Here is a 24464-nt window from a genome sequence, read left to right on the forward strand (position 1 = left end):
GTCAGGTGGCCGTGCCCTCTTCGTCCTCGCGGGTCCTGTCGTTCCACTTGGGGTCGTTCTGCCACTCGAGGTTGCGCTCCTGTGCCGTCTCCATGGCGTGGGCGGCCTCCTCGGGCGTTCCGTACGGGCCGAACCGGTCCTTCGCCGGGCACTCGGGGCCTTCCTCGACCTTCTGGTGGACCAGGCAGTAGTACCACTCGCCGGGTTTGCCCACCTGGCGCTTCTTGAACAGGGCCATCGTCGTCCAGGCTCCTCTCGATGCCTCCGCAAGCCGCTGTGTGCCGCTCTATCCCGCCATGCTGCCCCATCCCCGCTGGATACACTCGCTTGCATGTCCGGTCAGTCGCTGCTCGTACCAGGCGAGCTCTCTCCCGCCCGTTCCGTTCCCGGAAACATCCGCCGGCCCGAGTACGTGGGCAAGCCCGCGCCCACTCCGTACACCGGACCGGAGGTGCAGACGGCCGAGACCATCGAGGCCATGCGCATCGCCGGCCGGATCGCCGCCCAGGCGATGGAGGAGGCCGCCAAGCTGATCGCGCCGGGGGTGACCACCGACGAGCTCGACAAGGTCGCCCACGAGTACATGTGCGACCACGGCGCCTACCCCTCGACGCTCGGCTACCGCGGCTACCCGAAGTCGCTCTGCTCCTCGGTCAACGAGGTCATCTGCCACGGCATCCCCGATTCCACCGTCCTGCGCGACGGCGACATCGTGAACCTCGACGTGACGGCGTACATCGGCGGGGTGCACGGCGACAACAACGCCACCTACCTGTGCGGCGACGTGGACGAGGAGTCGCGGCTGCTGGTGGAGCGCACCCGTGAGGCGCTGAACCGGGCGATCAAGGCCGTCAAGCCGGGTCGTCAGATCAACGTCATCGGCCGTGTCATCGAGTCGTACGCGAAGCGCTTCGGCTACGGCGTGGTCCGGGACTTCACCGGCCACGGCATCAACTCGTCCTTCCACTCCGGCCTGATCATCCCGCACTACGACAGCCCGCACGCGACCACGGTCATCGAGCCGGGGATGACCTTCACGATCGAGCCGATGCTGACCCTGGGCACCCACGACTACGACATGTGGGACGACGGCTGGACGGTCGTCACGAAGGACCGGAAGCGGACCGCGCAGTTCGAGCACACGCTGGTGGTCACGGACTCCGGGGCGGACATCCTGACCCTTCCCTGACCGGTTTCCCTGACCGGTTTCCGGCCGGAGGCCCTTTTACCGACAGGGCGTCGGGAACTCATTGACTTAGGCAAGCCTAAGTAGGAGTATCAGGCGTGGCGGTACTACCGCCACGCCTGTTTCCTCTGATCGGAGGTCCGCCTTGGACGCCTTCTCTACGGTCATCCGCATCGCGTCGCACGAGCAGCACACCGAGGCCGAGACGTCGACCTTCATGAGCGACCTGCTGGGCGGACGGCTCGGCGTGGACGCGTACACGCGCTACACCGAACAGCTGTGGTTCGTGTACCGGGCCCTGGAGGATGCGGCCGAGTCCCTGAAGGGCGATCCGGTGGCGGGCCCCTTCATCCGGCCCGAGCTGATGCGCGTCGCGGAGATAGAGCGGGACCTCGCGCACCTGCTGGGTCCCGCGTGGCGCGAGAACGTGGTGGCGCTGCCCTCGACCGAGGCCTACGCCGCCCGGGTGGCCCAGTGCGCGGCCGAGTGGCCGGGGGGCTACGTCGCCCACCACTACACCCGCTACCTGGGCGACCTCTCCGGCGGGCAGATCATCCGCGACAAGGCGGAGCGCACCTGGGGCTTCGAGCGCAAGGGCGACGGCGTCCGCTTCTACGTCTTCGCGGACATCTCCAACCCGGCGGCCTTCAAGCGGACCTACCGCGAGCTGCTGGACGCGATCGCCGCCGACGACCTGGAGAAGCAGCGCATCATCGACGAGTGCAAGCGCGCCTTCGACTTCAACGGAGCGGTCTTCCGCGAGCTGGGCGAGGAGTTCCGCCTCACCGCGTGACCGCCGCACCGCGTGACCGCCGTACCGCATGACCGCCTCGCCGTGTGACCGCCGCACCGCTTGACCTCGCGCCCGGCCACGGGCACGGGCGACGGGGCCGGTCCGGGTGCACTGTGCACCCGGCCACGGCCCCGTGGCCGTTTCAGGAGCCCGCCACCGCCCACAGGACGAGCCAGACGACGAGCAGCACGTTCGGGTAGCAGAAGGCCATGAGGCAGCCGGCGCTCCCCATCGCGAGGCGCCTCCGGCGCTGCGCGTCGGTCCGCGGCGGGATCCAGGTGGCGGCCACCAGCGCGAACGGGACGACGTAGAACAGGGTGTACGGGCTCGGGACACCGGGCCCGTAGGAGAGCGCCAGGCCGAGCCACGCGGCGGCCGGCCCCAGCACGGTGAAGAGCGTCGCCACGGCCGGCCACTGCCGCCGCGCGTAGGGCGGCCCGGGCGTCGAGTTCGTCGTCATGGCCCCATTGCACCGCGGCGCGCGGTGGGCGCGTCAGCGCGCGCGTACTCACTTCAACGGTGCGCGGAATACTCCCTACAGGGCGGCCGGGGACTGGGCGAAGCGGACGCGGCCGCCCACCTCGATCGTGCCGTCGGCGCCGGGGGCGGTGAGGATCTGGGAGCCGGCGCCCTGGGTGATGTTCAGTGCGCGGTCCAGCTGGGCCGTCAGCAGGATCGCCGCCGAGCCGGTGGCCTCGTCCTCGGCGATGACGCCGTCGGGGCGGCGCGGGAAGCCCCGGGCCCGGACGCGGCCGGCGGCCTCGTCCTCCCACGCCCAGGCGTACAGCCAGCCCTCGCCCGGCGGCGGCGCCGGGAGCGCCTCGACCTCGGCGACGCTCCCGAACTGCTGGGTGCGCTTGCCCTCGACCCATTCGGGCCGGGCGGTGATCCAGGTGAACTCGCCGTCGTCGCGCGCCCATACGGATCCGACGGGCGGCTGGAGCTCTTCGATGTCCAGCAACCACGCGACCCCGACCAGCGGGTGCCCCGCGAAGGACATCCGCGTGCCGGGGGTGCGGATGTCGACGACCCCGCGCTCGGGGTCGTCGACGAACACCGTCTCGCTGTAGCCGAGTTCGGCGGCCAGCGCCTGCCGCGACGCGTCGCCGGGGCAGGTCCGGCCGTCGCGCACGACACCGAGCAGGTTGCCGTACCGGCCGTCACCCGCGCAGAAGACCCTCAGTACATCGAGATCGTTCACGCGGGAATTCAAGCACGGTTCAGACCTGGGCCGTACGACGCCTGCGCGCGAGGAAGATCGCGCCCGCGCCGGCCGCGATCACGACACCGGAGGTGGTGAGCAGGGCTCCGGCCGGGATCTCGGCGCCGGTATCGGCGAGGTTCCCGCCGACGGAGCCGCCGGCCGAACCGCCGCCCACGGTGCCGCCCGTACCGCCGCTGGTTCCGCCGGTGCCCGCGCCCGTCGTGCCGCCGGTGGTGGTGCCGCCCGTGGACGGCAGGGTGGCGTCCTTGTCCACGGCCACGGAGAAGGTGAGCGGGTCGATCGGGTCGCCCGCCTTGTACATGGAGCCGGTGGTGTCGTTGGCGAAGGCGGCCGCGCCGTCGGCGGTGAAGGCGGCCGGTACGGCGTTCAGCGCCAGCACGCCGTTCTTCGTCTTGTAGTCGGTCTTCGACAGGTCGAGCGTGGCGAAGGCGACGCCCGTCCTGCTGCCGGCAGCGTTCTTGACGTCGAGGTAGAGGGTGCCGGTCCTGCCGGTGGCGTCGACGCGGGGGTTGGCGAAGGTCATGTCGATGCCGTGGGCCGCGTACTGGAAGCGGAGGTCGCCCCCGAACGAGGCGTTCAGCTTCTGCCTCTTCACGTCCAGTTCGCCCTTGCCGAAGGCGAAGTCGAAGAGGTCGCCGTTCTTCGCGGCGCCGCCGGCCGGGGTGATCGAGCCCGCGCCCAGCACGTAGCGGCGGAAGGACTCCTTCACGCCCCACGTCAGCTTGCCGTTCATGACCTTCTGCGTGCCGTCGGCCGGGGCGGTGGGGCTGGGGTCCTTGGTGGGGGCGGGGTCCTTGGTGGGGGTCGGCTTCGTCGGGGTCGGTTCGGGGGCGGGCACCTCGAACTTCAGGCCCGCGGTGAGCGGGTCACCGGCCTTGTTCTCGTAGCCCGGGGAACCGAGCGCTTCCGCGGCCTCCTTGGTGAGGGTCGTCGCGAGGCCGGTCATCGCCTGGCCGGCGAAGGCCACGGTCGCCAGCGGCACGTCCTGGGCCGTGGCTCCGGACTTGGTGACGTCCGCCGTCAGCTTCTTGGTGCCGGTGTCGATACGGATGTCGGAGAGCTTGACCTCGAAGCCGTGGCCGGTCGGCGGGGCGGGCGAGGAGAAGGTGACGCTGCCCTTGAAGGCGGCCTTCACCACGTGGCCGCCGGCCGGGTCGTACTGGCCCGTCGCGTCGATGAACTTCAGGGTGCCGTCGGCGTTCTGCACGGCGCCGTCGGCGACGGCGATGGTGCCCTTGGCCATTCCGGTCACGTAGGCGCGGTAGCCGGCGAGGACGCCCCAGTCGAGGGAGCCGCCGACGATCTTCACTGGCCCGGTGGGGGGACCGCCGGCGGCGGTGGCCGGCAGGGCGAAGGCGGTGGTGCCGAGGGCGGCGGCGGTCAGGACGGCGGCCGCGAGGGAGACGGGGCGGCGGCGGATGGACGACATGACGGGGAACTCCTGGAGGACGAAAGGGAAAAGGGGGCGGGAGCCGCGGACCGCTACGTGGACCCGTCGCCGACCGAGCTCGCTCCCGCGGGGCCAGCGGAATCCGGGGCCGGGGTGGCGGTGGCGGCACGGGCCGATTCCGCGGCAGCGGCAGCGGCAGCAGCCGGACCGGCAGGGGCGGCGTTGTCGGCGGCGGCCGGTCCCGGGGCAGCGGCAGCAGCCGGTTCGGTCGGGGCCGCGGTACCGGCAGCGGTACCGGCAGCGGTACCGGCAGCGGTACCGGCAGCGGTACCGGCAGCAGCCGATCTGGCCGGGGCTGCGGCCGGGGCTGCGGCAGCGGCTGCGGCGGCCGGCGGGGTGGGGGGCGACGTGGCGGTGGCGAGAGCGGTGGAGCTCTTGCGGCGGTTGCGGACGGTCAGGGTGGTGGCGGTGGCGGCCAGGAGGAGGGCGGCTGCGGCCAGGGCGGCGTACAGGGCGGTGTTCGAGGACTTCTCGGACTCAGCGGCCGGGGCCGGGGCGGGAGCGGGGGCGGGAGCGGGGGCCGCCGAGGGCGCGGCCGTGGAGCCCAGGTCGGGCAGGGCCGGCAGCGCCGCGGTGGCGTCGAGGGCGACGGCCAGCGAGACGGGGTCCATCTCGGTGCCGGCCTTGTACAGGGAGTTGAAGGCCTGCGCGCCGCCCTCGGTGAGGGTGGCGGGGGCCTCGGCCAGGGTGACCAGCGCGCCCTCGGTCTTCAGACCCTTGGCGTCGAACTCGACCAGCGGGACGGCGCTCTTCGTCGTGCCCGCCGTGGTGACGTCCGCGGACAGGACGCCCCGGCCGTTCTCCACCTTCACTCCCACCTTGCCCAGCGTCAGATCCAGGTGGGCGCCGGTGAACCGGACCGTGCCCGCGAAGGCCGCGTCGAGGGTGCCTTTCCGGCCGTCGTACGCACCCTTGCCCTGCGGGAAGCGGAACAGCGCGCCGCCGTCCTGGGCCCCCTCGGCGAGGGTCCACTTGCCCTGGCCGATCGAACCGGTGACGTACTCGCGGAAGGTACGCCGCACCCCCCAGTCGACGGCGGCGTCGGCGAAGCCGCCCGGCGCCTGCGACGCCTGGGCCGGGGCGCTCGGCTGCGCGGCCGGCGGCTGCGAGGGCTCCGCGGCCGGGGCCGTCCGCACGTCGGCCGAGAGCGAGAGGGGGTCGAGCTGCGCGCCGGCCGGGTAGTACCCGGCGAACGCCTGGGCGCCCTGGGCGGTGAGGGTGACCGGAATGTTCGTGAGGGTCAGCGGAGTGGCTCCGCCCTTCATGTCGATCCCGCCGACGCCGAGCGTCGCGAAGGGCACCTGGCTCTGACTGCTGACCGCGCCGGTGTCCTTGGCCTTGCTGGAGACGTCCACGTACAGCGTCCCGCCACCACCGCTGATCTTGACGGTCGGTCGGCTGACGGTCATGTCCAGCTCGTACACGCCGTCCGGCTTCTGGTGGCCCTGGAAGGTCACTCCACCGGAGTACGAGGCTTCGAACGCGCCGGTTCCGGGGTCGTAGGAGCCGGTCGCCGAGTGGAAGCGGAACAGACTGCCGCCGACCGTGGCGGCTCCGCCCTTCAGCTTGAAACCGCCTTTCGCCACCGGACCGGTGACATAACTCTGGAAGGACGATTTGATGCCCCAGTCGAGCCGACCCCCCTGCACGGTGCCCGCGTGAGCAGCGGTCGCCGGGAGCAAGGCCCCCAACAGGCCCGCCAGCAGGGCGATGGTGAGCGCACGGACGGGTCTCGCGGGCATGAACGCCCCCTCCAGGGTCTAGTAAGCAAGGTTAGGCTAACCTAAGCTACGTGCAGGCCGGATGGAAACCCCCCGGTCCGCAGAACCTCAGAACCTCAGTCGGACGATCAGGACGGTGCCTTCGTGCCTACGCCCGCCCCGTCACACCGCTTCCCCCGTCTCGCCGTTGCCGTGGCAGCACTGGCACTCGCGCTGACGGGCTGCGGAGGTACGGCCACCCCTCCGGGCTCATCCGCCCCCGCCGCCGCGGCCGCTCCGGACCGGGTGGAGCCGCTCGCCGCGACGCCTCGGCCCGCCCTGCCGGTGACCGTCCCCTCGGCCGACGGCGCGCAGGTCACCGTCACCTCGGCCGACCGGGTGATCCCGCTGACCGGCAGCCTCAACGAGATCGTCCACACGCTCGGCCTCGGCGGACAGGTCGTCGCCCGCGACATCACCGCCACGTTCGAACAGGCCGCCGCACTCCCGGTGGTGACACGTGGCCACGACGTCTCCGCCGAGAGCGTGCTCTCCCTGCGCCCCACGCTCGTCCTGGCGGAGACCACCACCGGGCCCGCCGAGGCCATCCAGCAGATCCGCGACGCCGGCATCCCGGTCCTCGTCGTCCCTCCGGCCAAAGGGCTTGAGGACGTGCCGAAGCGGATCGACACCGTGTCCGCCGCACTCGGCGTCAAGGAGGCCGGCGCACAGCTGAACCAGCGCACCGCCGACCGCATCGCCGCCGCACGCAAGAACGTTCCCGCAGCCGCGGGCAAGCAGCCCCGGGTGGCCTTCCTCTACCTGCGCGGCACCGCCTCCGTCTACCTGTTGGGCGGCTCGGACTCCGGAGCGGCCTCGCTCCTCGAAGCGGCCGGTGCGGTCGACACCGGAAAGGAGTCCGGTCTCGGCAAGGACTTCACCCCGATCACCAGCGAAGCCCTGGCGGCCGCCGCCCCCGACGCGATCCTGGTCATGACGAAGGGGCTCGAATCGGTCGGCGGCGTCGACGGTCTGGTGAAGATCCCGGGCGTCGCGCAGACCCCGGCCGGCATGGACCGCCGCGTGGTCACGGTCGACGACGGCGTCCTGCTCAACTACGGCCCCCGCACGGACCAGGTGCTGTCCTCCCTGATCAGCCAGCTCTACGGCAAGGGAGCCTGAGGTGCCCCTCTCCTACGACCCCGCCGTGCCTTCCGACTCCGCCGGGGCCGGGAGTGTGCCGGGGCGATCCCCGCAGGGCGCCGAACGCACCGCCGCCGCGCTGTCCACCCCGGAGAACCGTCCGGCCCCCGAGGCGACGCCCCGGCGCGCGCCCGCCCCCACCGAAGCCGCCCCGGCCCCCGCAGAAGCCGCCGCGGAAGCCGCAGCCGCGGAACACACCAAGCCCGCCGCAGCCGCCACCAGGCAACCCGCCCAACCCGCCGCAGCCGCAGCCGCAGCCGCAGCCGCAGCCGCAGCCGCAGCCAGGCAACCTGCCGAGCCCGCCGCCGCACCCAGGCAACCTGCCGAGCACGCCGCCGCACCCAGGCAACCTGCCGAGCCCGCCGCAGGCGGACGGCGCGGACGCCGCCGAGCCCTCCTCCTCACCCTCGCCCTCGTCGCCGCCCTGATCCTGCTCGCCCTGGTCTCCGCCGGCACCGGCGCCTACCGCATCCCCACCGCGGACGTACTCGCATCCGCCCAGCACCGCCTGGGCCTCGGCGGGGCTCCGCTCGACCGGGTCGGCGAGAGCGTGCTGTGGAACGTACGCCTCCCCCGCGTCGTGCTCGCGCTGCTCGTCGGCGCCGGCCTCGGCTGCGCGGGCGCGCTCATGCAGGGCGTCTTCGGCAACCCGCTGGCCGAGCCCGGCGTCATCGGCATCTCGGCGGGCGCCGCCGTCGGCGCGGTCGCCGCCATCGGCCTCGGCCTCAGCTTCCTCGGCAACTGGACCATCACCGCGTGCGCGTTCGTCGCGGGCCTCGTCACCGTCAGCGCCGTCTACCTCCTCTCCCGCAACGGCGGGAAGACCGAGGTCGTCACGCTCATCCTCACCGGCATCGCGGTCAACGCCTTCGCCGGGGCCCTCATCGGCCTGTTCGTCTTCTTCGCGGACAGCGGCCAGGTCAACCAGATCACCTTCTGGCAGCTGGGCTCCCTCGCCCAGGCCACCTGGCCCAAGGTGCTCGCGGTCCTCCCCTGCGCCGTCGCCGGGCTGCTCGTCGCCCCCTTCTACGCCCGTCGGCTCGACCTGCTCTCGCTCGGCGAGCGGCCCGCACGCCACCTCGGCATCGACGTCGAACGGCTGCGCCTCGCCCTCATCCTGGTCGTCGCGCTGCTGACCGCGGCCGCCGTGGCCGTCGCCGGCGTCATCACCTTCATCGGCCTGCTCGTCCCGCACCTGCTGCGCATGGCCAACGGCCCCGGGCACCGCTTCCTGGTCCCCGGCAGCGCCCTGGCCGGTGCCGTGGTCCTGGTCGCGGGCGACCTCGCCGCCCGGACCCTCGCCCAGCCCGCCGAGCTGCCGCTCGGCGTCCTGACCGCCCTGATCGGCAGCCCGTTCTTCTTCTGGCTGCTGCGTCGCACCCGCCGCAAGCAAGGAGGCTGGGCGTGACCCGCACGACCGGCACCACCACAGACACCGCCATCGCCATCCCAGACGTCACCGCCACCAGGACACCCACCGGCCCCCTGACCCGCCTCTTCGCCCGCGGCCGCCGCACCGTCCCGCCCCGCCCCGCCCCCGGCGCGGCCCTCGCCGAGGCCGTGGACCTGCACGTCCGGCTCGGGCGGCGCGAGGTCCTCGCCGGCATCGAACTGACCGCCCGGGCCGGTGAGGTGCTGGCCCTGGTCGGCCCCAACGGCGCGGGCAAGTCCACCCTCCTCGGCGCCCTCGCCGCCGACCTGCCGGCCAGCTCCGGCGAAGTCCGCGTCGACGGCCGCCCGGTGGGCGACTGGAGCGCCCCGGACCTCGCCCTGCGCCGCTCCGTCCTCCCCCAGTCGGCCTCGCTGTCCTTCCCCTTCCCCGTGGAGGACGTCGTCCGGATGGGCCGCGCGCCCTGGGCCGGGACGCCCTTCGCCGAGGCGGACGAGGAGGCCGTCGCCACCGCGATGGCCGCCGCCGAGGTGACCGCATTCGCCGCACGCCCCTTCTCCGCGCTCTCCGGCGGCGAACGGGCCCGGGTCGCGTTGGCCCGCGTACTGGCCCAGCGGGCCCCGCTGCTGCTGCTCGACGAGCCCACCGCCGCCCTCGACCTGCGTCACCAGGAACTCGTCCTGCGCGTCTGCCGGGAGCGGGCCGCGGCCGGGGACGCGGTCGTCGTCGTCCTGCACGACCTGGGGCTGGCCGCCGCCTACGCCGACCGGGCCGCCGTCCTGCACGACGGACGGATCGCCGCCGACGGCCCGCCCGCCGAGGTGTTCGAGGACGTCCTCCTCAGCCGCGTGTACCGGCAGCCCGTCGAGGTGCTCCCGCACCCGCGCACGGGGGCCCCGCTGGTGGTCCCCGTACGTGCCGCGGACCACACCCCGGGCCGCACCCCGGACCAGGCACCGGACTGCGCCCCGGAGCGCGCCGGCATACCGGGCGGTCTGGCCATTTGACCCCGGCTTGACCGGGCCATGGGCTTGTCGTGGAGGGCTCGTGACGGCCTCGTGTCCCAGGCCGGAAACGTGAGAGCCGAATCACTGCACGAGGGGGTATGCCTGAAGTAAGGCTCGGTTAAGTTAGGTCCGCCTCACCGGCCTCTCCCCCTTGGGACGGCCCTCGTCCGACGCCCAGGAGCCCCCTATGCGCCCCGCCCGCCTCACCGTCGCAGCCGCCTCCGTGGTGGCCGCTCTGACCGTTGCCACCGGCTGCTCCCAGAAGAGCGACGCGGGCAACGACGCGATCCGCGTGGCGGCCTCCGACAGCGCCTGCGACGTGTCGAAGACGGAGTTCCCGGCCGGCAAGGTGCAGATCGACGTCGAGAACAAGGGCTCCAAGGTCACCGAGGTCTACGTCCTCTTCCCCGACGCCCGCATCGTCACCGAGCGCGAGAACATCGGCCCGGGCACCAAGGCCTCCATCACCGCCGAGATCAAGGCGGGCGACTACGAGATCGTCTGCAAGCCCGGCATGAAGGGCGACGGCATCGCCCAGAAGGTCAAGGCGACCGGCGCCCAGGGCGGCGGGGAGAAGCGCAGCCCGGAGGCGGACGCCGCCGTCGCCGCCTACCGCGCGTACGTGGTCGCGCAGGCCGAGGAGACCCTGCCCAAGGCGCAGGCCTTCGCGGACGCGGTCAAGGCCGGCGACGTCGAGGCGGCCAAGAAGGCGTACGCGCCCTCCCGCATCGGGTGGGAGCGCACCGAGCCGGTCGCCGAGTCCTTCGGCGACATCGACCCGAAGGTCGACGTCCGCGAGGACGGCCTGGAGGCCGGCCAGGACCCGGCGAAGGACTGGACGGGCTGGCACCGCCTGGAGAAGTCCCTGTGGGCCGACAACAAGATCGACGACAACGACAAGAAGCTCGCCGACACCCTGATCGCGGACCTGACCGACTGGCAGAAGAAGGTCGGCCAGGCGGAGATCACGCCCACCTCGATCGCCAACGGCGCCAAGGAGCTCCTCGACGAGGTCGCCACCGGCAAGGTCACCGGTGAGGAGGAACGTTACTCCCACACCGACCTGGTCGACTTCAAGGCCAACGTCGAGGGCGCGCAGAAGGCGTACGAGCTGCTCAAGCCGATCGCCGAGAAGAACGACCCGGAGCTGTCCAAGCAGCTCGACACCCAGTTCGCGGCGCTGAACACCCTTCTGGACAAGTACCGAGCCGACAAGGCCTCCTACGAGTTCACCTCGTACGACAAGGTCGGCGAGGCGGAGCGCAAGGAGCTCTCGGACGGCGTGAACGCGCTCGCCGAGCCGCTCTCCAAGCTCGCCGCCGCGGTCGCCAAGTAACGGACACGAGGGAAGCAGACGGAAGCAGACGGGAGCAGACGATGACCGAGTCGGACGCGGCGTCCGGACAGCCGCAGCAGGACGGCGGCACCCCCGCCGCGGCGCCGGGGACCGCCCCGGGGACCGCCGCCCCCTCCCGTCGTGCCGTGCTCGGCTGGGGAGGGGCCGGGCTCGCGCTCGGCGCCGCCGCGGCCGGCGGTGCGGCCGCGGCCTTCGGCGGCGGCTCGGACATGGTCTCGGCGTCGGCGGCCGGCGCGGCCGTGCCCTTCCACGGCGCGCACCAGGCGGGTATCGCGAGCGCCGTGCAGGACCGCCTGCACTTCGCGGCCTTCGACGTGAAGACGAAGGACCGTGCCGAGCTGGTCGAGCTCCTGAAGGAGTGGACCGCGGCGGCCCGTCTGATGACGGCGGGCCTGCCGGTCGGCGACGTGTACGAGGGCCTGCCGGAGGCCCCGCCGACCGACACCGGCGAGGCCCTCGGACTGAAGGCCTCCCGGCTCACCCTGACCGTCGGTTTCGGGCCCGGGCTGTTCGCCAAGGACCGGTTCGGGCTGGAGGGCCGACGCCCCGAGGCGCTGGTGGACCTGGAGCTCTTCCCCGGCGACAACCTGGACCCGGCCCGCTCCGGCGGCGACCTCTGCGTCCAGGCGTGCGCCGACGACCCGCAGGTCGCCGTGCACGCCATCCGTCAGCTGGCCCGGATCGGCTTCGGCCGGGTCGCGGTGCGCTGGTCGCAGCTCGGCTTCGGCAAGACCTCCTCGACGACGCCCGACGAGCAGACCCCGCGCAACATGATGGGCTTCAAGGACGGCACCCGGAACATCTCGGGCACCGACAAGGCGGCCCTGGACAAGCACGTGTGGGTCGGCGCCGGCGACGGCAGCGACTGGCTGACGGGCGGCTCGTACCTGGTGGCGCGCCGGATCCGGATGAACATCGAGACGTGGGACCGGACCCCGCTGCGGGAGCAGGAGGACATCTTCGGCCGCGACAAGGGCGAGGGCGCCGCCGTGGGCAGGTCCAAGGAACGCGACGAGCCCTTCCTGAAGGCGATGAAGCCGGAGGCGCACGTCCGTCTCGCGCACCCGGACAGCAACAACGGTGCGACGATCCTGCGGCGCGGCTACTCCTTCACCGACGGCACGGACGGCCTCGGCCGCCTCGACGCGGGCCTGTTCTTCCTCGCCTACCAGCGCGACGTCCGCACCGGCTTCGTCCCGATCCAGCGCAACCTGGCGAAGTCCGACGTCCTCAACGAATACATCCAGCACGTGGGTTCGGCCGTCTTCGCCGTCCCGCCGGGCGTCCGCGACAAGGACGACTGGTGGGGCCGGGCGCTGTTCGCGTAAGTCCCCGCCGGAGAGGAAGAACCACCGTGTTCGGCAACTATCTGATCGGCCTGCGCGAGGGGCTGGAGGCCAGCCTGGTCGTCTGCATCCTCGTCGCGTACCTGGTGAAGACGGACCGCCGGGACGCCCTGCGTCCGGTGTGGCTCGGTATCGGGATCGCCTGCGCGCTCTCGCTCGGCTTCGGCGCGCTGCTCGAATTCGGCTCCCAGGAGCTGACGTTCGAGGCTCAGGAGCTGCTGGGCGGCAGCCTGTCGATCATCTCGGTGGGGCTGGTGACGTGGATGGTCTTCTGGATGAAGCGCACTGCGCGGCATCTGAAGGCCGAGCTGCACGGCAAGCTCGACACGGCGCTCGCCATGGGCACCGGCGCGCTGGTCGCGACGGCGTTCCTGGCGGTCGGCCGGGAGGGCCTGGAGACCGCGCTGTTCGTGTGGGCCTCGGTGCGGGCCAGCGGCGAGGGTTCCTCGGCGCCGCTGATCGGTGTGCTGCTGGGCATCGCGACGGCGATCGTGCTGGGGTACCTCTTCTACCGGGGTGCCGTGCGGATCAACCTGGCGGAGTTCTTCCGGTGGACCGGCGCGATGCTGGTGGTCGTGGCGGCGGGCGTGCTGGCGTACGGCGTCCACGACCTCCAGGAGGCCCGCTTCCTGGGCGGTCTGAACGTCAGGGCCTTCGACGTGAGCACGGCCGTTCCGCCGGACAGCTGGTACGGGACGCTCCTCAAGGGCGTCTTCAACTTCCAGCCGGACCCGACCGTCCTCCAGCTCACGGTGTGGGCGCTGTACCTGGTCCCCGTGCTGGTGCTGTTCTTCGCCGAGCGCGGCAGCCGCCCGGCGGGGGCGGACCCGAAGCCGTCGGACGCCCCGAAGCCCGCCCCCACCGCCTGACGGTTCACCAGAGCCGGTCGATGCCCCCGGGGTGCAGCGGGACCCGCACCCCGGTGAACGCTTCGCGGTCCCGGGCCGGGGCGGCGGTGAAGAAGGCCGCCATCACGGCCTTGTCGAATCCGGGGGCGTCGGTGGCCAGCGGGTCCTCGGGAGTGCCGCCCACGAGGACCGTGCCGGGCAGCGGCGCGAAGCCGGCCGCCTCGTAGAACGCGGCGAGGTGCCGGTCGCAGCTGAACAGCGCCAGGTCCACGGCCGGGTCCGCCGCCAGTTCCGCACGGGCTGCGGCCACCAGCCGCCCGCCGAGCCCCTGCCCGCGCACCGCGGTCCGCGTGACGACGGAGCTCAGGCCGGCGGCGCGGTACGTACGCCCGCCGAACCGGATCTCCTTGCGGAGCAGGGACAGGGCTGCGGCGACCGTCCCCTCCCCGTCGACGAGGAGGAGGGTGCGCGGCGCGAGCGCCGGATCGTGCCCCGGGGTGGAGCCGGGCCAGGCCTCTCCTTCCAGGTCGGCCACCTGTCGGGCGAGCCGCCCGGGCACCTCCACCTCGGCGAAGCCCAGCACCCGCAGCGCCACGCCCCCGGGAGAGGTGCCGCCAGGGGTGCCGCTCACGCGATGCGCACGGCGGTGCCGCCGACGCGCACGCGGGGGTCGCCCGCGTGCAGCTCGACCGTGAGGAGGCCGGGGCGGCCCATGTCCGCGCCCTGGTGGAGGGTCAGCACGGCCTGCTGAGGGACCAGGCCGAGCTCCCGGGCGTACGCGCCGAAGGCGGCCGCCGCGGCCCCGGTCGCCGGGTCCTCGACGACGCCGCCGACCGGGAACGGGTCGCGTACGTGGAACTCGCGCGGGCCGGCCCGGTGCACCAGCTGGACCGTGGTGAGGTCCAGGCGGCGCATCAGCGCCTCCAGCCGGGCGAAGTCGTAGTCGAGGTCGGCGAGCCGGGCCCGGGTCGCGGCGCCGAGCACCAGGTGGCGGGCTCCGGCGTAGGCGATCCTCGGCGGGAACTCCGGGTCGAGGTCGGTCCGCGGCCAGTCGAGCGCGGCGAGCGCCTCGGCGAGGTCGTCGGCGGCGATCTCCTCGGTGTGCGGCTCGACGCTGGTCAGCGTGGCCCGCAGGCGGCCGTCCTCGGCGGTGACGGACACCGGCACGGTTCCCGCGCGGGTGGCGAGGAGGAGCTCGCCGGGTCCGATGCGCTCCGCCAGTGCGACGGCGGTGGCGACGGTGGCGTGCCCGCAGAAGGGGACCTCCGCCTTCGGGCTGAAGTAGCGCACGGTGAAGGAGCGGCCCTCCCGGCCGCCGAGCCCCTCGGGCGGGGCGGTGAGGAAGGCCGTCTCGCTGTAGCCCAGTCCGGCGGCGATCTCCAGCATCGCGTCCTCGTCCAGCCCGGAGGCGTCGAGCACGACGCCGGCGGGGTTGCCGCCGTCCGGGTCGCCGGAGAACGCGGTGTAGCGCAGTACCTCGGTATCGGTCATGCGGTCATGATCGGCACCGCCGCCGCGTCGTGGCAATGGGGGCCGGGCGGGCGGCTCAGCCCCGGCCGATGTACGGCATGGAGGTGGCCATCACCGTCGCGAACTGCACGTTCGCCTCCAGCGGGAGCTCGGCCATGTGCAGGACCGTGCGGGCCACGTCGGCGGCGTCCATGACCGGTTCGACGGCCAGCTGCCCGTTGGCCTGGAGGATGCCGGTCTGCATCCGTTCGGTCATCTCGGTCGCCGCGTTGCCGATGTCGATCTGGCCGCAGGCGATCCGGTGGGGCCGTCCGTCCAGCGACAGGGACTTCGTCAGGCCGGTCATGGCGTGCTTGGTCGCGGTGTAGGCGATCGAGTTCGGGCGGGGCACGTGGGCGGAGATGGAGCCGTTGTTGATGATGCGGCCGCCCTGGGGCTCCTGCCCCTTCATCTGCCGGAAGGCGGCCTGTGCGCACAGGAAGGCGCCGGTGAGGTTGACGTCGACGACCGAGCGCCAGGCCTCGTAGGTGATGTCCTCCAGCGGGACGCCGCCGGGCCCGAAGGTGCCCGCGTTGTTGAAGAGCAGGTCGAGGCGTCCGTACCGGGCGCGTACCGACTCGAACAGCCGAGTCACGTCGTCCGGGTCGCTCACGTCGGCGGGCACGCACAGCACGTCGGCGCCGGGCCCGGCCGCGGCGGCGGTCTCCTCCAGCGGTTCGGCCCGGCGGCCGGCCAGGGCCACGGACCAGCCCGCGGCGGCCAGGACCAAGGCCACGGAGCGGCCGATTCCGGAGCCGGCGCCGGTCACCACGGCGATCTTCTTCGTACGTTCGTCCATGGGGCCGCAGGCTACGTCACAGCACGCTCCGGTCCCCGGACGTTCCGATTGCTGAGAACATGGGTCGGTCCGGGGTGCTTGAGAGCAGATGAGAAGACTGGAGTCCCCCATGTCGGAGAGAGGCCCCGCGACGGCCCCCTCGAACGACTCGTCGCCCGAATCGCCCTCCGTCCCCACCGCCACCGCGTCCCTGGCGCGCACACGCCGCACGAGCCTGCTCGTCACCTTCATCCTCGGCGGGCTGACCGCACTCCCCCCGCTCTCCATGGACATGTACCTGCCGGCCCTGCCGCAGGTCACCGACGCCCTGGAGAGCCCCGCCGCGACGATCCAGCTCACCCTCACCGCCTGCCTCGCCGGCATGGCCCTCGGCCAGCTCGTCATCGGCCCGATGAGCGACAAGTGGGGCCGCCGCCGACCGCTGCTCGTCGGCATGACCGTCTACGTCCTGGCCACCGCGATCTGCGCCCTCGCCCCGACCGCGGAGCTGCTGATCTCCTTCCGGCTGCTCCAGGGCCTGGCCGGGGCCGCCGGCGTCGTCATCGCGCGCGCCGTCGTGCGCGACCTGTACGACGGCGACGAGATGGCCCGCTTCTTCTCCACCCTGATGCTCATATCCGGGGCCGCCCCGATCGTCGCGCCGCTCATCGGCGGCCAGGTGCTGCGCTTCGCCGACTGGCGGGGCGTCTTCGTCGTCCTCACCGGCGTCGGCGCGGTCCTCACCCTGATGGTCTGGCGCGGCCTCGGCGAGACCCTGCCGCCCGAGCGGCGGCACACCGGCGGCGTCGGATCCGCGCTGCGGACCATGCGCGGGCTGCTCGGCGACCGGGTCTTCACCGGCTACACCCTGACCGGCGGCTTCGCCTTCGCCGTCCTCTTCTCCTACATCTCCGCGTCCCCCTTCGTGGTGCAGGAGATCTACGGGGCCTCGCCCCAGACCTTCTCCCTGCTCTTCGGCCTGAACTCGGTCGGGCTGATCCTCGTCGGCCAGATCAACGGCAAGCTGCTGGTCGGCCGGGTGCGCCTGGACAAGGTGCTGGCCGTCGGCCTCGCGGTCGTCCTGGCCTCCGCGGTGTCCCTGCTGCTGATGGCGACGGGCGTCTTCGGCGAGGTCGGGCTGATCCCCATCGCCACCGCGCTGTTCGTCCTCATGTCGGCGATGGGCATCGTGCTGCCGAACACCAACGCGCAGGCGCTGATGCGGACCCCGCACGCGGCCGGATCGGCCTCCGCGCTGCTCGGCACCTGCTCGTTCCTGGTCGGTGCGATCGCCTCCCCTCTGGTCGGCATCGCGGGCGAGGACACGGCGGTGCCGATGGCCCTGGTGCAGCTGGTGTGCGCGGTGCTCTCGGCGAGCTGCTTCCTGGCCCTGTGCCGGCCCTGGCAGAAGCGGGGCGCTCCGGCGGCCCCCGCTCCGGCCGGGAACTGAGCCGCGAGGAGTGGGCCCGGCGGCCGGAGCCGGGCCCGGCCCACCGTAAACTCGGCAGGTGAACGCCTCCGCCCCCACCACCGCCGAGACCCTCCGCAGCACGCTCGGCGGGCTGCTCGACGGACTCCCGCCCCGGCAGGCCTCGGCCGCCGTCGAGCGGCTCATCGCCAACTACCGGGGGCGGACCCCCACCGACGCGCCCGTCCTGCGCGACCGCTCGGACGTCGCGGCGTACGCGGCCTACCGCATGCCCGCCACCTTCGAGGCCGTACGGGCCGCCCTGGACGCCCTGGCCGAGGCGGCGCCCGGCTGGGCGCCCGCCTCGCACGTGGACGTGGGCGGCGGCACCGGCGCGGCGACCTGGGCGGTGGACGCCACCTGGGACGGCCCGCGGCGGACCACGGTGCTGGACTGGGCCGAGCCCGCGCTGGCCCTCGGCCGGGAACTCGCGGCGGCCTCCGGCTCCGAGGCGCTGCGCGGCACCGAGTGGCAGCGGGCCGTCATCGGCTCGGGGACGACCGTCCCGGACGCCGACCTGGTGACGGTGTCGTACGTCCTGGGCGAGCTGACCGAGCAGGCGCGCACGGCCGTCGTCGCGGAGGCGGCGCGGGCCGGGCAGGCGGTGGTGCTGATCGAGCCGGGCACGCCGGAGGGGTACCTGCGCATCCGCGAGGCCCGTGACCAGCTGATCGCGGCCGGGCTGCGGGTCGCCGCCCCGTGCCCGCACGACGGGACCTGTCCCATCGAGGTCGGCAAGGACTGGTGCCACTTCTCGGCGCGGGTCAGCCGCTCCTCCCTGCACCGGCAGGTCAAGGGCGGCTCGCTCCCCTACGAGGACGAGAAGTTCAGCTACGTCGCCGCCACCCGCTTCCCGGTGGAGCCGGCCACCTCCCGGATCACGCGCAAGCCGCAGATCCGGAAGGGGCTCGTCCTGCTGGAGCTGTGCGGCCCCGAGCAGGGTGACGGTGCGGGCCTGACCCGGGTCAACGTGACCAAGCGCCACGGCGACCTCTACAAGGCCGCGCGGGACGTCGACTGGGGTCAGGCCTGGCCGCCGCCCTCCTAGGACTCCGAGGGCCGGGCGCCGCCCGGTCCGACGGCTCCCGCCGGCCCTACGGGCGCAGCTCCTGGGTGCAGCACTTCACGCTGCCGCCGCCCTTGAGCAGCTCCCCGAGGTCCATCGGGACCGGTTCGAACCCGCGGTCGCGCAGCGGGCCGAACAGGCCGGTGGCCGCCTGCGGCAGCAGCACGTGCCGGCCGTCGGACACCGCGTTCAGGCCGAGGGCGGCCGCGTCCCGGCCGTCGGCGATCAGCGCGTCGGGGAAGAGCCGCCTGAGCACGCCCCGGCTGCCGGGCGAGAAGGCGTCGGGGTAGTACATGACCTCGTCGCCGTCCAGGACGCTGAGCGCGGTGTCCAGGTGGTAGTAGCGCGGGTCCACCAGGTCGAGCCCGATGACGGGGCGGCCGAAGAACTCCTGGGCCTCGTCGTGCGAGAGCGGGCTGGAGCGGAAGCCGCGGCCGGCGAGGATGAAACTCGCCGTGACGGCGAAGTCGCCCTCGCCCTCGTTGACGTGGGAGGGCTCGTGGATCTCCCGGTAGCCGTGGCTGCGGAACCATGCGAGGTGCCGTTCGGCCTCGGCGGCGCGTTCGGGGTGGGCGAAACGGGCCCCGAGGACCCGGCCGTCGACCACGAGGGCCCCGTTCGCCGCGAACACCATGTCGGGCAGTCCGGGGTCGGGTAGGAGCGTCTCGACGGTGTGGCCCAGGGACAGGTACCGGTCCCTGAGGTCTTCCCACTGCGCCTGGGCGAGGGGCAGGTCCACCGGTTTCGTGGGATCCATCCACGGATTGATGGAGTACGTGACCTTGAAGTGTGCGGGTGGGCACATCAGGTAGCGCCGGGGTGTGGCGTCTCTGCGCAAAGAAGGCTCCTCACGACTTTCACGACTCGGGACGAGTGCTGGAGTGAATCGTCTCTCCTGGACGTGGCGGACGCAGTGGACCGATGGGGTGGTTTACCGAAACGATGGAAGAAGAGAAGACGAGACGTCTCGCTTTGGTATTTTCGGAGCATGACGAAGACCCCTGACGCCACGCGCCGCAGCGACCGCTCCCGGCGCGCCATCCTCGACGCCGCGCTCGCCCTGGTCGGCGAGGTCGGCTACAACAAGCTGACCATCGAGGCCATCGCGGCCCGCGCCGGCGTCGGCAAGCAGACCATCTACCGCTGGTGGCCCTCGAAGGCCGCCGTCCTCCTCGAAGCCTCCCTCGCCCTGGCCGGGGACGCCGAGACGGACGCCGAGTGGACCGGCTTCCCCGACACCGGCGACCTCGCCGCCGACCTGAAGCACGTGCTGCGGGCGACGGTCGACGAGTTCAACGACGAGAAGTACGAGGCCCCCGCGCGGGCCCTGACCGCGGCCGGCGCCACCGACCCCGAGCTCGGCGCCAAGTTCACCGAGCAGCTGCTGGAGCCGCAGCTCGCCCTGTACGAGGCCCGGTTGCGCACCGCCCGCGAGGCCGGGCAGCTGGCGCCCGACACGGACCTGCGGCTGACCGTCGAGATGCTGCTCGGGCCTCTGACGTACCGCTGGCTGCTGCGCACCGCGCCCCTGACGCACGCCTTCACCGACGCGCTGGTGGACCGGGTGCTCGGCGGGGTGGCAAACGTCACCGCACGCTAGCCGCCGGACAACCTGCGTTCACCCGGGCATGTTCGCCCCGATTCTGTGGGTATGTAGGGGTTGGCGCTCACCCATCTCCGGCCCCCCGGTCATCCGGAGCGGTCACCCGGGGCGCAGGATGGTGGGACCATGTGAAGGTCTGCCGGGGCAACGGTGAGGTGAGGGGATAGATGGGGTCTGAGTCCGGCCGCGTCAAACGCGGCGAGCAGAGCAGGATTTCCCAGTGGCTGCGCCGGCGGCAGAAACCCACCGCCGAGGACCCCGCACGAGAGCGCGAGGCGCTCCTCCTGGCCGTCGCCTCCGCCGGTCTGCCGCTCGCCCCCGCCGCCCATCCCGCCGGCTATCGATGTTCGTGCGACCGCATCGGCTGTCCGACCCCCGCACGACATCCCGTCTCCTTCGCCTGGCAGACCCAGTCGACCACCGACCGCGCGCAGGTCGAGCGGTGGGCACGCAATCAGCCCCAGGCCAACTTCATCACCGCGACCGGCATGGTCCACGACGTGCTCGACGTCCCGCTGGAAGCCGGCGCCGCCGCCCTCGCGCGGCTCCTGGAGGCCGGCATCAAGGTCGGCCCCGTCGCCGAATCGGGCGGCACCGGCGACCAGGCCCGGATGCTCTTCTTCACCGCCACCCGCGGCACCCCCGAGGACGAGGACGAGTGGTGGCCGTGCGCGCTGGACTGCCACCCCGAGACCATGGACGAACACCCGGGCCTGCGCTGGCACTGCCGCGGCAGCTACGTCCTGGTCCCGCCGGCGGCCCTCCCCGGTGACCAGGCGGTGACCTGGATCCGCGGCATGGAGCACCCCCTCCCGGACCCGCTCACCCTGCTGGAGACCCTGACGGACGCCTGCGCCGCGTACGCGGACGACGCCGACCGCACCCCGGCGACCGTGGCCTGGCCGCTCGGCCGTTGAGACGGCGTGCCGGGGGCGGCGCCCCCGGCCGCGGCCCGTCGGTGAGGTGTACCGCTGGCGCGCTCCGGTGACGTGCGCCGGTGACGGTGCGTCAGTGGTGGATCTGCGTCACGACCACGTCGAGGGACCAGGCCCGGCCCGCCTTCGCGGGGGCTTCCGCCTCGACGACGTAACCGAGGTCCCGCAGGGCCGTCACCAGCTCCGCCGGCGAACCGGGCACGGCCCCGGCCACCAGCAGGTCCCGGACGAGCCGGCCCTTCGTCGCCTTGTTGAAGTGGCTCACCACGGACCGCTTCTCCACACCGTCGACCACCTGCGAGTGCAGCACCCGCACGGTCGCGGTCCGGCCCGCGACCTCCCCCTTCGGCTTCCACGCGGTCGCGTACGCCGCCGAACGAAGGTCCAGTACGAGCCCGTCCCCGGCGGCCGCGGGCAGCACCTCGGCCATCGGGCCGCGCCAGTACGCGCCGAGCGCGCCGAGCCCCGGGAGCTTGACGCCCATCGAGCAACGGTACGAGGGGATGCGGTCGGTGACGCGCACCGCGCCCCAGAGCCCCGAGAAGACGAGGAGCGCGTCCTCGGCGGTCCTGCGTGCCACCTCGGGCAGGTCGGCCAGGCCCAGCGCGTCGTAGAGCACGCCGGTGTAGATCTCCCCCGCCGGACGGGCCGCCGCCGAACGCAGTTCCGCGTTCTTCGCGACCTCGCCGCGCAGGCCCTCGCTCAGGCCGAGCACCTCGCGTGCCTTCAGCTCGTCGCCCGTGCACAGGTCGACCAGCTCCTCCAGCACCGCCGCACGGGCCTGCGCCAGGCCGGGCAGCGACAGCTCCTGCGGCTCCAGCGGTGCGCCGGAGCCGCCGGCGGCCTTTCCCTCGGAGGGCGGCAGCAGCACGAGCACGGTGGTTCTCCTTCGGACGACACGTCACAGGGGATGCGGCCCCCCGGCCAGGGTAGACGCCCGCCCGTACCACCCGGCCCCGCCGCACCCCCTACGCCGGCTGACGCAGGGCTGCGACCAGGGTGCGGGGGTCGTCCGCGTGGAAGCGGATCGTGCGGGCCGTCGCGCAGGCACCGAGGGGGCGGGTGAAGCCGAGCGGGCGGTTCAACTCCAGGGTCACCGTGGTCTGGCTGCCGACGATGAGGTCGAGCACCCCCTCCTCGGAGAACGTGACCAGCCGTCCCTCGGGATAACGGCGCTCCACCCGTACCGAGGCCACCGCGTCCGGCGGGACGGCCAGGTCGAAGAGGGCTCCGTAGCGGATCCGCAGCGATCCGTCGGCGCCGACCACGTGCGGCCGGGTGACGCAGGCCGCGTGCAGGGCGAGCAGCAGCACGACCCCGTACACGTCCAGTACGAGCACCACCCGGTGGACCGCCGGCCAGGGGATGAGGACGGCCAGGGCGACGGTCTCGATCACCGACACGAAGACCATGCCGTACATCATGGCCGTCTGCGGTCCGGTGTACGCGGCCGCGAGGTCGCCGGGGCGCACCCCGTGCTTCCTGCGCAGGACCCACCGGCCGAGCGAGGCGCCGGCCTGCAGCTCGTGCCGCAGCAGCCGCCGGACCTGCACCGGGACCACGGCCCGGGCCGCCGTCCGCAGGGCCGCCCCGGGTCCTTCCCCGGCCGCCCGGGCGGCGGAGTACAGCCCGCGCAGCACCCACGCCTCCAGCAGGAGCACCCCCACCACCAGGGCCTCGGCGGCTGCCCACGCCGGCGCGGGCAGCCGCACCCCTGCGACCGCGCACACCACGAGCGCCAGCTCCGCCGGCAGGACCGCGGCGACGGCCGTCCGTGCCGCCCGTACGGCGCGCGTCATCCCCGCCCCCGCTCGATGAAGGCCTCCATGACCCGGCGGACGACCTCCGCCTGGGCGGGCGCGTACTCGGCGAGCAGCGCCTCCTTGAACCCGCTCACGACCGTCCCGTCACGCGGGATCGCGGCGAACACCTCGTCGGGGACGACCGCCACCAGCTCCGCCGCCAGGCCCGGGATCCGCGGATCGTCCACGGGGGCGTCGGCGAGTTCGTCCAGCCGCTCGTACAGGGCGAGCACCGTGGGGTCGGCGGCCACCGTCCCGAGGGCGGCGTAGATCTCCTGGCCGCCCGCGCCCGGCACGTCGAGGAGCGTGAGGTGTTCGCGGTCCTTGGCGGCGGTCGGGGAGGCCGTCCGCGGCGCCCTCGCCAGCAGCTCGGCGAGGGCGGGCGAGAGGGGCTCGCCCTCCCCCGGCCCGGCTGCGAGGAGCACCGCGAGCCGTCGCCGCCGTTCCTTGATCTCGGCCTCCTGCCGGGCGAGGTCGGCGTCGAGCTCCTCCAGTACGTCCGCCAGGTCCCGCCCGGCGTCGTCGGCGAGGACGTCGCGCACCTCGTCGAGGCTGAGCCCGAGCTCGGTGAGCCGGCGTACGCGGGCCAGCAGGACGGCGTCGCGGACGCTGTAGGCCCGGTACCCGTTGGGGCGCCGCTCGGGCTCCGGGAGCAGCCCGACGTGGTGGTAGTGCCGGATCGCCCGGGTGGTGACCCCGACGACCGCGGCGATCTCTCCGATCCGCATGCCCCCAGTAGAAACCCTGCCGTTGCGGCAAGGTCAAGCGGCGACGGCCCAGCCGGTAACATGGTCGCCACGGCAGACGAGTCGGCCGGGCGGCCGCGTCGGGATCCCTCGGATCCCGCCGAGGAACGTCCGGGCTCCACAGGGCAGGGTGGTGGGTAACGCCCACCCGGGGTGACCCGCGGGACAGTGCCACAGAAAACAGACCGCCGGGGGCTTCGGCCCTCGGTAAGGGTGAAACGGTGGTGTAAGAGACCACCAGCGCCTGGGGTGACCCAGGCGGCTAGGTAAACCCCACCTGGAGCAAGGTCAAGAGGATCCGTCCCCGGACGGGTCTGCGCGAACGCTTGAGGGCTGCCCGCCCGAGTTCGCGGGTAGACCGCACGAGGCCGGCGGCAACGCCGGTCCTAGATGGATGGCCGTCTCCCCGGCGACCGCGAGGTCACCGGGCGACAGAACCCGGCGTACAGGCCGGCTCGTCTGCCGCTTCCACTCCCGCTCGGGAGGCAAGCGGTTCTCTCTGCCCGGCCCGGGCCCCTCCGGCCCGGCGCGTTCCCGTTCCGCAGGCCCCACCCGGGCCCGGGTCCGGCCACGGGAGAAGTCCGCGCCGACGCCTGTCGGTGGCAGGGAAGATGCGGCACCCTCGGGCTCATGAGCGACCACCCCGCCCGCGCGGCCTCGGCCGCCGCGCACATCCGCGACCTCGCCCAAGCGACCACCGACCCCCGCAACGCCTACGCGAACCCCACCGAGATCACCGCCGTGACCGCGAACCTGCGCGAACTCGCCCGCCACCTCGAAGACGCGCTGCACCACCTGGAGGTACACGTCGGACGGCGTGACGACGCCGACTGGGCCGCACCGGAAGGCGCACGGCCCCAGCCGAATCCGCGCCAGGTGCGCGGAGCCGTCCAGTCCGCCCAGGCCGACGCGCGGAACATGGTCCGCGCCCTCGGCCGGGCTCTGGACGCCCTCGGTCACTGCGAGCCCACACCCTGAAGGACGGTCCGTCCCCTCCGAGGGTCCGTCCCGCCGATGGGACGGCGTCGGCGGGGACGGACCGTCGGCGGGGC

23 protein-coding genes, 1 other RNA gene and 2 pseudogenes are annotated in these 24464 nt (G+C 73.3%); 14 read left to right on the top strand and 12 right to left on the bottom strand.

From position 1 onward, the window contains the following. Nucleotide 1: 1 nt before the first annotated feature. The gene (locus IH80_RS0128435) at nt 2-238 is read right to left on the bottom strand and encodes a hypothetical protein (RefSeq protein WP_030964302.1); all 237 of its coding nucleotides are present in this window, start codon (nt 236-238) and stop codon (nt 2-4) included. A 93-nt stretch (nt 239-331) separates the two neighbouring features. Here IH80_RS0128435 and map point away from each other — a divergent pair, with 93 nt between their 5' ends. Then, nucleotides 332-1189 carry a type I methionyl aminopeptidase gene (gene map, locus IH80_RS0128440; RefSeq protein ID WP_030964303.1) on the top strand — a complete coding sequence of 286 codons (858 nt, stop codon included), beginning with the start codon at nt 332-334 and terminating at the stop codon, nt 1187-1189. A 142-nt stretch (nt 1190-1331) separates the two neighbouring features. After that, nucleotides 1332-1979, top strand: a complete 648-nt coding sequence (locus tag IH80_RS0128445) for a heme oxygenase (biliverdin-producing) (RefSeq protein ID WP_030964304.1) — start codon at nt 1332-1334, stop codon at nt 1977-1979. Nucleotides 1980-2121: 142 nt separating this feature from the next. On the opposite strand, the gene IH80_RS0128450 is transcribed toward IH80_RS0128445, so the two are convergent. The 4 genes and pseudogenes from IH80_RS0128450 to IH80_RS0128465 form a co-directional block, all read right to left on the bottom strand. Further along, nucleotides 2122-2439, bottom strand: a complete 318-nt coding sequence (locus IH80_RS0128450) for a hypothetical protein (RefSeq protein ID WP_030964305.1) — start codon at nt 2437-2439, stop codon at nt 2122-2124. 75 nt (nt 2440-2514) lie between these two features. Further along, entirely contained in the window at nt 2515-3180 is a 666-nt protein-coding gene (locus IH80_RS0128455) for a PhzF family phenazine biosynthesis protein (RefSeq protein ID WP_107056919.1), read from the bottom strand. A 19-nt stretch (nt 3181-3199) separates the two neighbouring features. Then, a complete protein-coding gene (locus IH80_RS0128460; RefSeq protein ID WP_030964307.1) occupies nt 3200-4633 on the bottom strand; it encodes an HtaA domain-containing protein in 1434 nt (477 codons plus the stop codon). A gap of 365 nt (nt 4634-4998) precedes the next feature. Further along, a pseudogene (locus tag IH80_RS0128465) lies at nt 4999-6396 on the bottom strand (HtaA domain-containing protein); the annotation flags it as partial. Nucleotides 6397-6519: 123 nt separating this feature from the next. Here IH80_RS0128465 and IH80_RS0128470 point away from each other — a divergent pair. The 6 genes from IH80_RS0128470 to efeU all read left to right on the top strand — a co-directional run bounded on the left by IH80_RS0128470 (nt 6520) and on the right by efeU (nt 13526). Continuing rightward, the gene (locus IH80_RS0128470) at nt 6520-7536 is read left to right on the top strand and encodes a heme/hemin ABC transporter substrate-binding protein (protein ID WP_030964310.1); all 1017 of its coding nucleotides are present in this window, start codon (nt 6520-6522) and stop codon (nt 7534-7536) included. A gap of 1 nt (nt 7537) precedes the next feature. Then, the gene (locus IH80_RS0128475; RefSeq protein ID WP_420708870.1) at nt 7538-8965 is read left to right on the top strand and encodes a FecCD family ABC transporter permease; all 1428 of its coding nucleotides are present in this window, start codon (nt 7538-7540) and stop codon (nt 8963-8965) included. Between the two features lie 77 nt (nt 8966-9042). After that, complete coding sequence (locus IH80_RS0128480) at nt 9043-9954, top strand: heme ABC transporter ATP-binding protein (RefSeq protein ID WP_078906786.1); 912 nt, start codon at nt 9043-9045, stop codon at nt 9952-9954. A gap of 187 nt (nt 9955-10141) precedes the next feature. Beyond that, nucleotides 10142-11290, top strand: a complete 1149-nt coding sequence (gene efeO / locus IH80_RS0128485) for an iron uptake system protein EfeO (RefSeq protein WP_030964313.1) — start codon at nt 10142-10144, stop codon at nt 11288-11290. A gap of 41 nt (nt 11291-11331) precedes the next feature. Further along, on the top strand, nt 11332-12639 hold the full coding sequence (efeB, locus tag IH80_RS0128490; RefSeq protein WP_030964315.1) for an iron uptake transporter deferrochelatase/peroxidase subunit: 1308 nt from the start codon (nt 11332-11334) through the stop codon (nt 12637-12639). Nucleotides 12640-12665: 26 nt separating this feature from the next. Then, the gene (gene efeU / locus IH80_RS0128495) at nt 12666-13526 is read left to right on the top strand and encodes an iron uptake transporter permease EfeU (protein WP_030964316.1); all 861 of its coding nucleotides are present in this window, start codon (nt 12666-12668) and stop codon (nt 13524-13526) included. Nucleotides 13527-13530: 4 nt separating this feature from the next. On the opposite strand, the gene IH80_RS0128500 is transcribed toward efeU, so the two are convergent. From IH80_RS0128500 to IH80_RS0128510, 3 genes are read right to left on the bottom strand one after another with little or no spacing between them, the layout of a single operon-like run. After that, nucleotides 13531-14136: a GNAT family N-acetyltransferase gene (locus IH80_RS0128500; RefSeq protein ID WP_234432410.1), complete on the bottom strand. Its 606-nt coding sequence runs from the start codon at nt 14134-14136 to the stop codon at nt 13531-13533. Further along, nucleotides 14133-14996, bottom strand: a complete 864-nt coding sequence (locus tag IH80_RS0128505) for a PhzF family phenazine biosynthesis protein (RefSeq protein WP_030964318.1) — start codon at nt 14994-14996, stop codon at nt 14133-14135. The genes IH80_RS0128500 and IH80_RS0128505 overlap by 4 nt, the downstream gene beginning before the upstream one ends. Nucleotides 14997-15051: 55 nt before the next feature. Continuing rightward, on the bottom strand, nt 15052-15813 hold the full coding sequence (locus IH80_RS0128510) for an SDR family oxidoreductase (RefSeq protein WP_030964320.1): 762 nt from the start codon (nt 15811-15813) through the stop codon (nt 15052-15054). 109 nt (nt 15814-15922) lie between these two features. Between IH80_RS0128510 and IH80_RS0128515 the strand changes: the two genes are divergently transcribed. Together IH80_RS0128515 and IH80_RS0128520 are read left to right on the top strand one after the other, a co-directional pair. Beyond that, nucleotides 15923-17242: a Bcr/CflA family multidrug efflux MFS transporter gene (locus tag IH80_RS0128515; protein WP_037881338.1), complete on the top strand. Its 1320-nt coding sequence runs from the start codon at nt 15923-15925 to the stop codon at nt 17240-17242. Between the two features lie 58 nt (nt 17243-17300). Continuing rightward, nucleotides 17301-18308: a small ribosomal subunit Rsm22 family protein gene (locus IH80_RS0128520; RefSeq protein WP_030964322.1), complete on the top strand. Its 1008-nt coding sequence runs from the start codon at nt 17301-17303 to the stop codon at nt 18306-18308. A gap of 46 nt (nt 18309-18354) precedes the next feature. On the opposite strand, the pseudogene ddaH reads toward IH80_RS0128520, so the two are convergent. Next, nucleotides 18355-19209 (bottom strand): annotated as a pseudogene (ddaH, locus tag IH80_RS0128525) (dimethylargininase); the annotation flags it as partial. Nucleotides 19210-19314: 105 nt separating this feature from the next. Here ddaH and IH80_RS0128530 point away from each other — a divergent pair. Next, nucleotides 19315-19926, top strand: coding sequence for a TetR/AcrR family transcriptional regulator (locus IH80_RS0128530; RefSeq protein ID WP_030964325.1), 612 nt, complete (start codon nt 19315-19317; stop codon nt 19924-19926). 170 nt (nt 19927-20096) lie between these two features. Beyond that, nucleotides 20097-20846, top strand: coding sequence for a bifunctional DNA primase/polymerase (locus IH80_RS0128535; protein ID WP_030964326.1), 750 nt, complete (start codon nt 20097-20099; stop codon nt 20844-20846). 91 nt (nt 20847-20937) lie between these two features. Here the strand turns inward: IH80_RS0128535 and yaaA are convergent, their stop codons facing one another. The 3 genes from yaaA to IH80_RS0128550 form a co-directional block, all read right to left on the bottom strand. Next, a complete protein-coding gene (yaaA, locus tag IH80_RS0128540) occupies nt 20938-21741 on the bottom strand; it encodes a peroxide stress protein YaaA (protein ID WP_030964327.1) in 804 nt (267 codons plus the stop codon). A 91-nt stretch (nt 21742-21832) separates the two neighbouring features. Further along, on the bottom strand, nt 21833-22663 hold the full coding sequence (locus tag IH80_RS0128545) for a hypothetical protein (protein WP_030964329.1): 831 nt from the start codon (nt 22661-22663) through the stop codon (nt 21833-21835). After that, nucleotides 22660-23394 (bottom strand): MerR family transcriptional regulator, encoded by a 735-nt coding sequence (locus tag IH80_RS0128550; protein ID WP_030964330.1) that lies wholly within the window; start codon nt 23392-23394, stop codon nt 22660-22662. The genes IH80_RS0128545 and IH80_RS0128550 overlap by 4 nt, the downstream gene beginning before the upstream one ends. 77 nt (nt 23395-23471) lie before the next feature. Between IH80_RS0128550 and rnpB the strand changes: the two genes are divergently transcribed. Together rnpB and IH80_RS0128555 are read left to right on the top strand one after the other, a co-directional pair. Next, nucleotides 23472-23874, top strand: an RNA gene (gene rnpB, locus IH80_RS41070) — RNase P RNA component class A. A gap of 168 nt (nt 23875-24042) precedes the next feature. Beyond that, a complete protein-coding gene (locus tag IH80_RS0128555) occupies nt 24043-24390 on the top strand; it encodes a hypothetical protein (protein ID WP_030964331.1) in 348 nt (115 codons plus the stop codon). The last annotated feature ends 74 nt before the right edge of the window (nt 24391-24464 follow it).

The sequence above is a fragment of the Streptomyces sp. NRRL S-378 genome (assembly GCF_000720645.1).
Taxonomy (GTDB): Bacteria; Actinomycetota; Actinomycetes; order Streptomycetales; family Streptomycetaceae; genus Streptomyces.

What these genes read in the sequence shown, in the direction of transcription:
- IH80_RS0128435 (WP_030964302.1), bottom strand. Translation starts at nt 238, where the DNA reads ATGGCCCTGTTCAAGAAGCGCCAGGTGGGCAAACCCGGCGAGTGGTAC.
- map (WP_030964303.1), top strand. Translation starts at nt 332, where the DNA reads ATGTCCGGTCAGTCGCTGCTCGTACCAGGCGAGCTCTCTCCCGCCCGT.
- IH80_RS0128450 (WP_030964305.1), bottom strand. Translation starts at nt 2,439, where the DNA reads ATGACGACGAACTCGACGCCCGGGCCGCCCTACGCGCGGCGGCAGTGG.
- IH80_RS0128460 (WP_030964307.1), bottom strand. Translation starts at nt 4,633, where the DNA reads ATGTCGTCCATCCGCCGCCGCCCCGTCTCCCTCGCGGCCGCCGTCCTG.
- efeO (WP_030964313.1), top strand. Translation starts at nt 10,142, where the DNA reads ATGCGCCCCGCCCGCCTCACCGTCGCAGCCGCCTCCGTGGTGGCCGCT.
- efeB (WP_030964315.1), top strand. Translation starts at nt 11,332, where the DNA reads ATGACCGAGTCGGACGCGGCGTCCGGACAGCCGCAGCAGGACGGCGGC.
- IH80_RS0128505 (WP_030964318.1), bottom strand. Translation starts at nt 14,996, where the DNA reads ATGACCGATACCGAGGTACTGCGCTACACCGCGTTCTCCGGCGACCCG.
- IH80_RS0128510 (WP_030964320.1), bottom strand. Translation starts at nt 15,813, where the DNA reads ATGGACGAACGTACGAAGAAGATCGCCGTGGTGACCGGCGCCGGCTCC.
- IH80_RS0128515 (WP_037881338.1), top strand. Translation starts at nt 15,923, where the DNA reads ATGTCGGAGAGAGGCCCCGCGACGGCCCCCTCGAACGACTCGTCGCCC.
- IH80_RS0128530 (WP_030964325.1), top strand. Translation starts at nt 19,315, where the DNA reads ATGACGAAGACCCCTGACGCCACGCGCCGCAGCGACCGCTCCCGGCGC.
- IH80_RS0128535 (WP_030964326.1), top strand. Translation starts at nt 20,097, where the DNA reads ATGGGGTCTGAGTCCGGCCGCGTCAAACGCGGCGAGCAGAGCAGGATT.
- IH80_RS0128545 (WP_030964329.1), bottom strand. Translation starts at nt 22,663, where the DNA reads ATGACGCGCGCCGTACGGGCGGCACGGACGGCCGTCGCCGCGGTCCTG.
- IH80_RS0128550 (WP_030964330.1), bottom strand. Translation starts at nt 23,394, where the DNA reads ATGCGGATCGGAGAGATCGCCGCGGTCGTCGGGGTCACCACCCGGGCG.
- IH80_RS0128555 (WP_030964331.1), top strand. Translation starts at nt 24,043, where the DNA reads ATGAGCGACCACCCCGCCCGCGCGGCCTCGGCCGCCGCGCACATCCGC.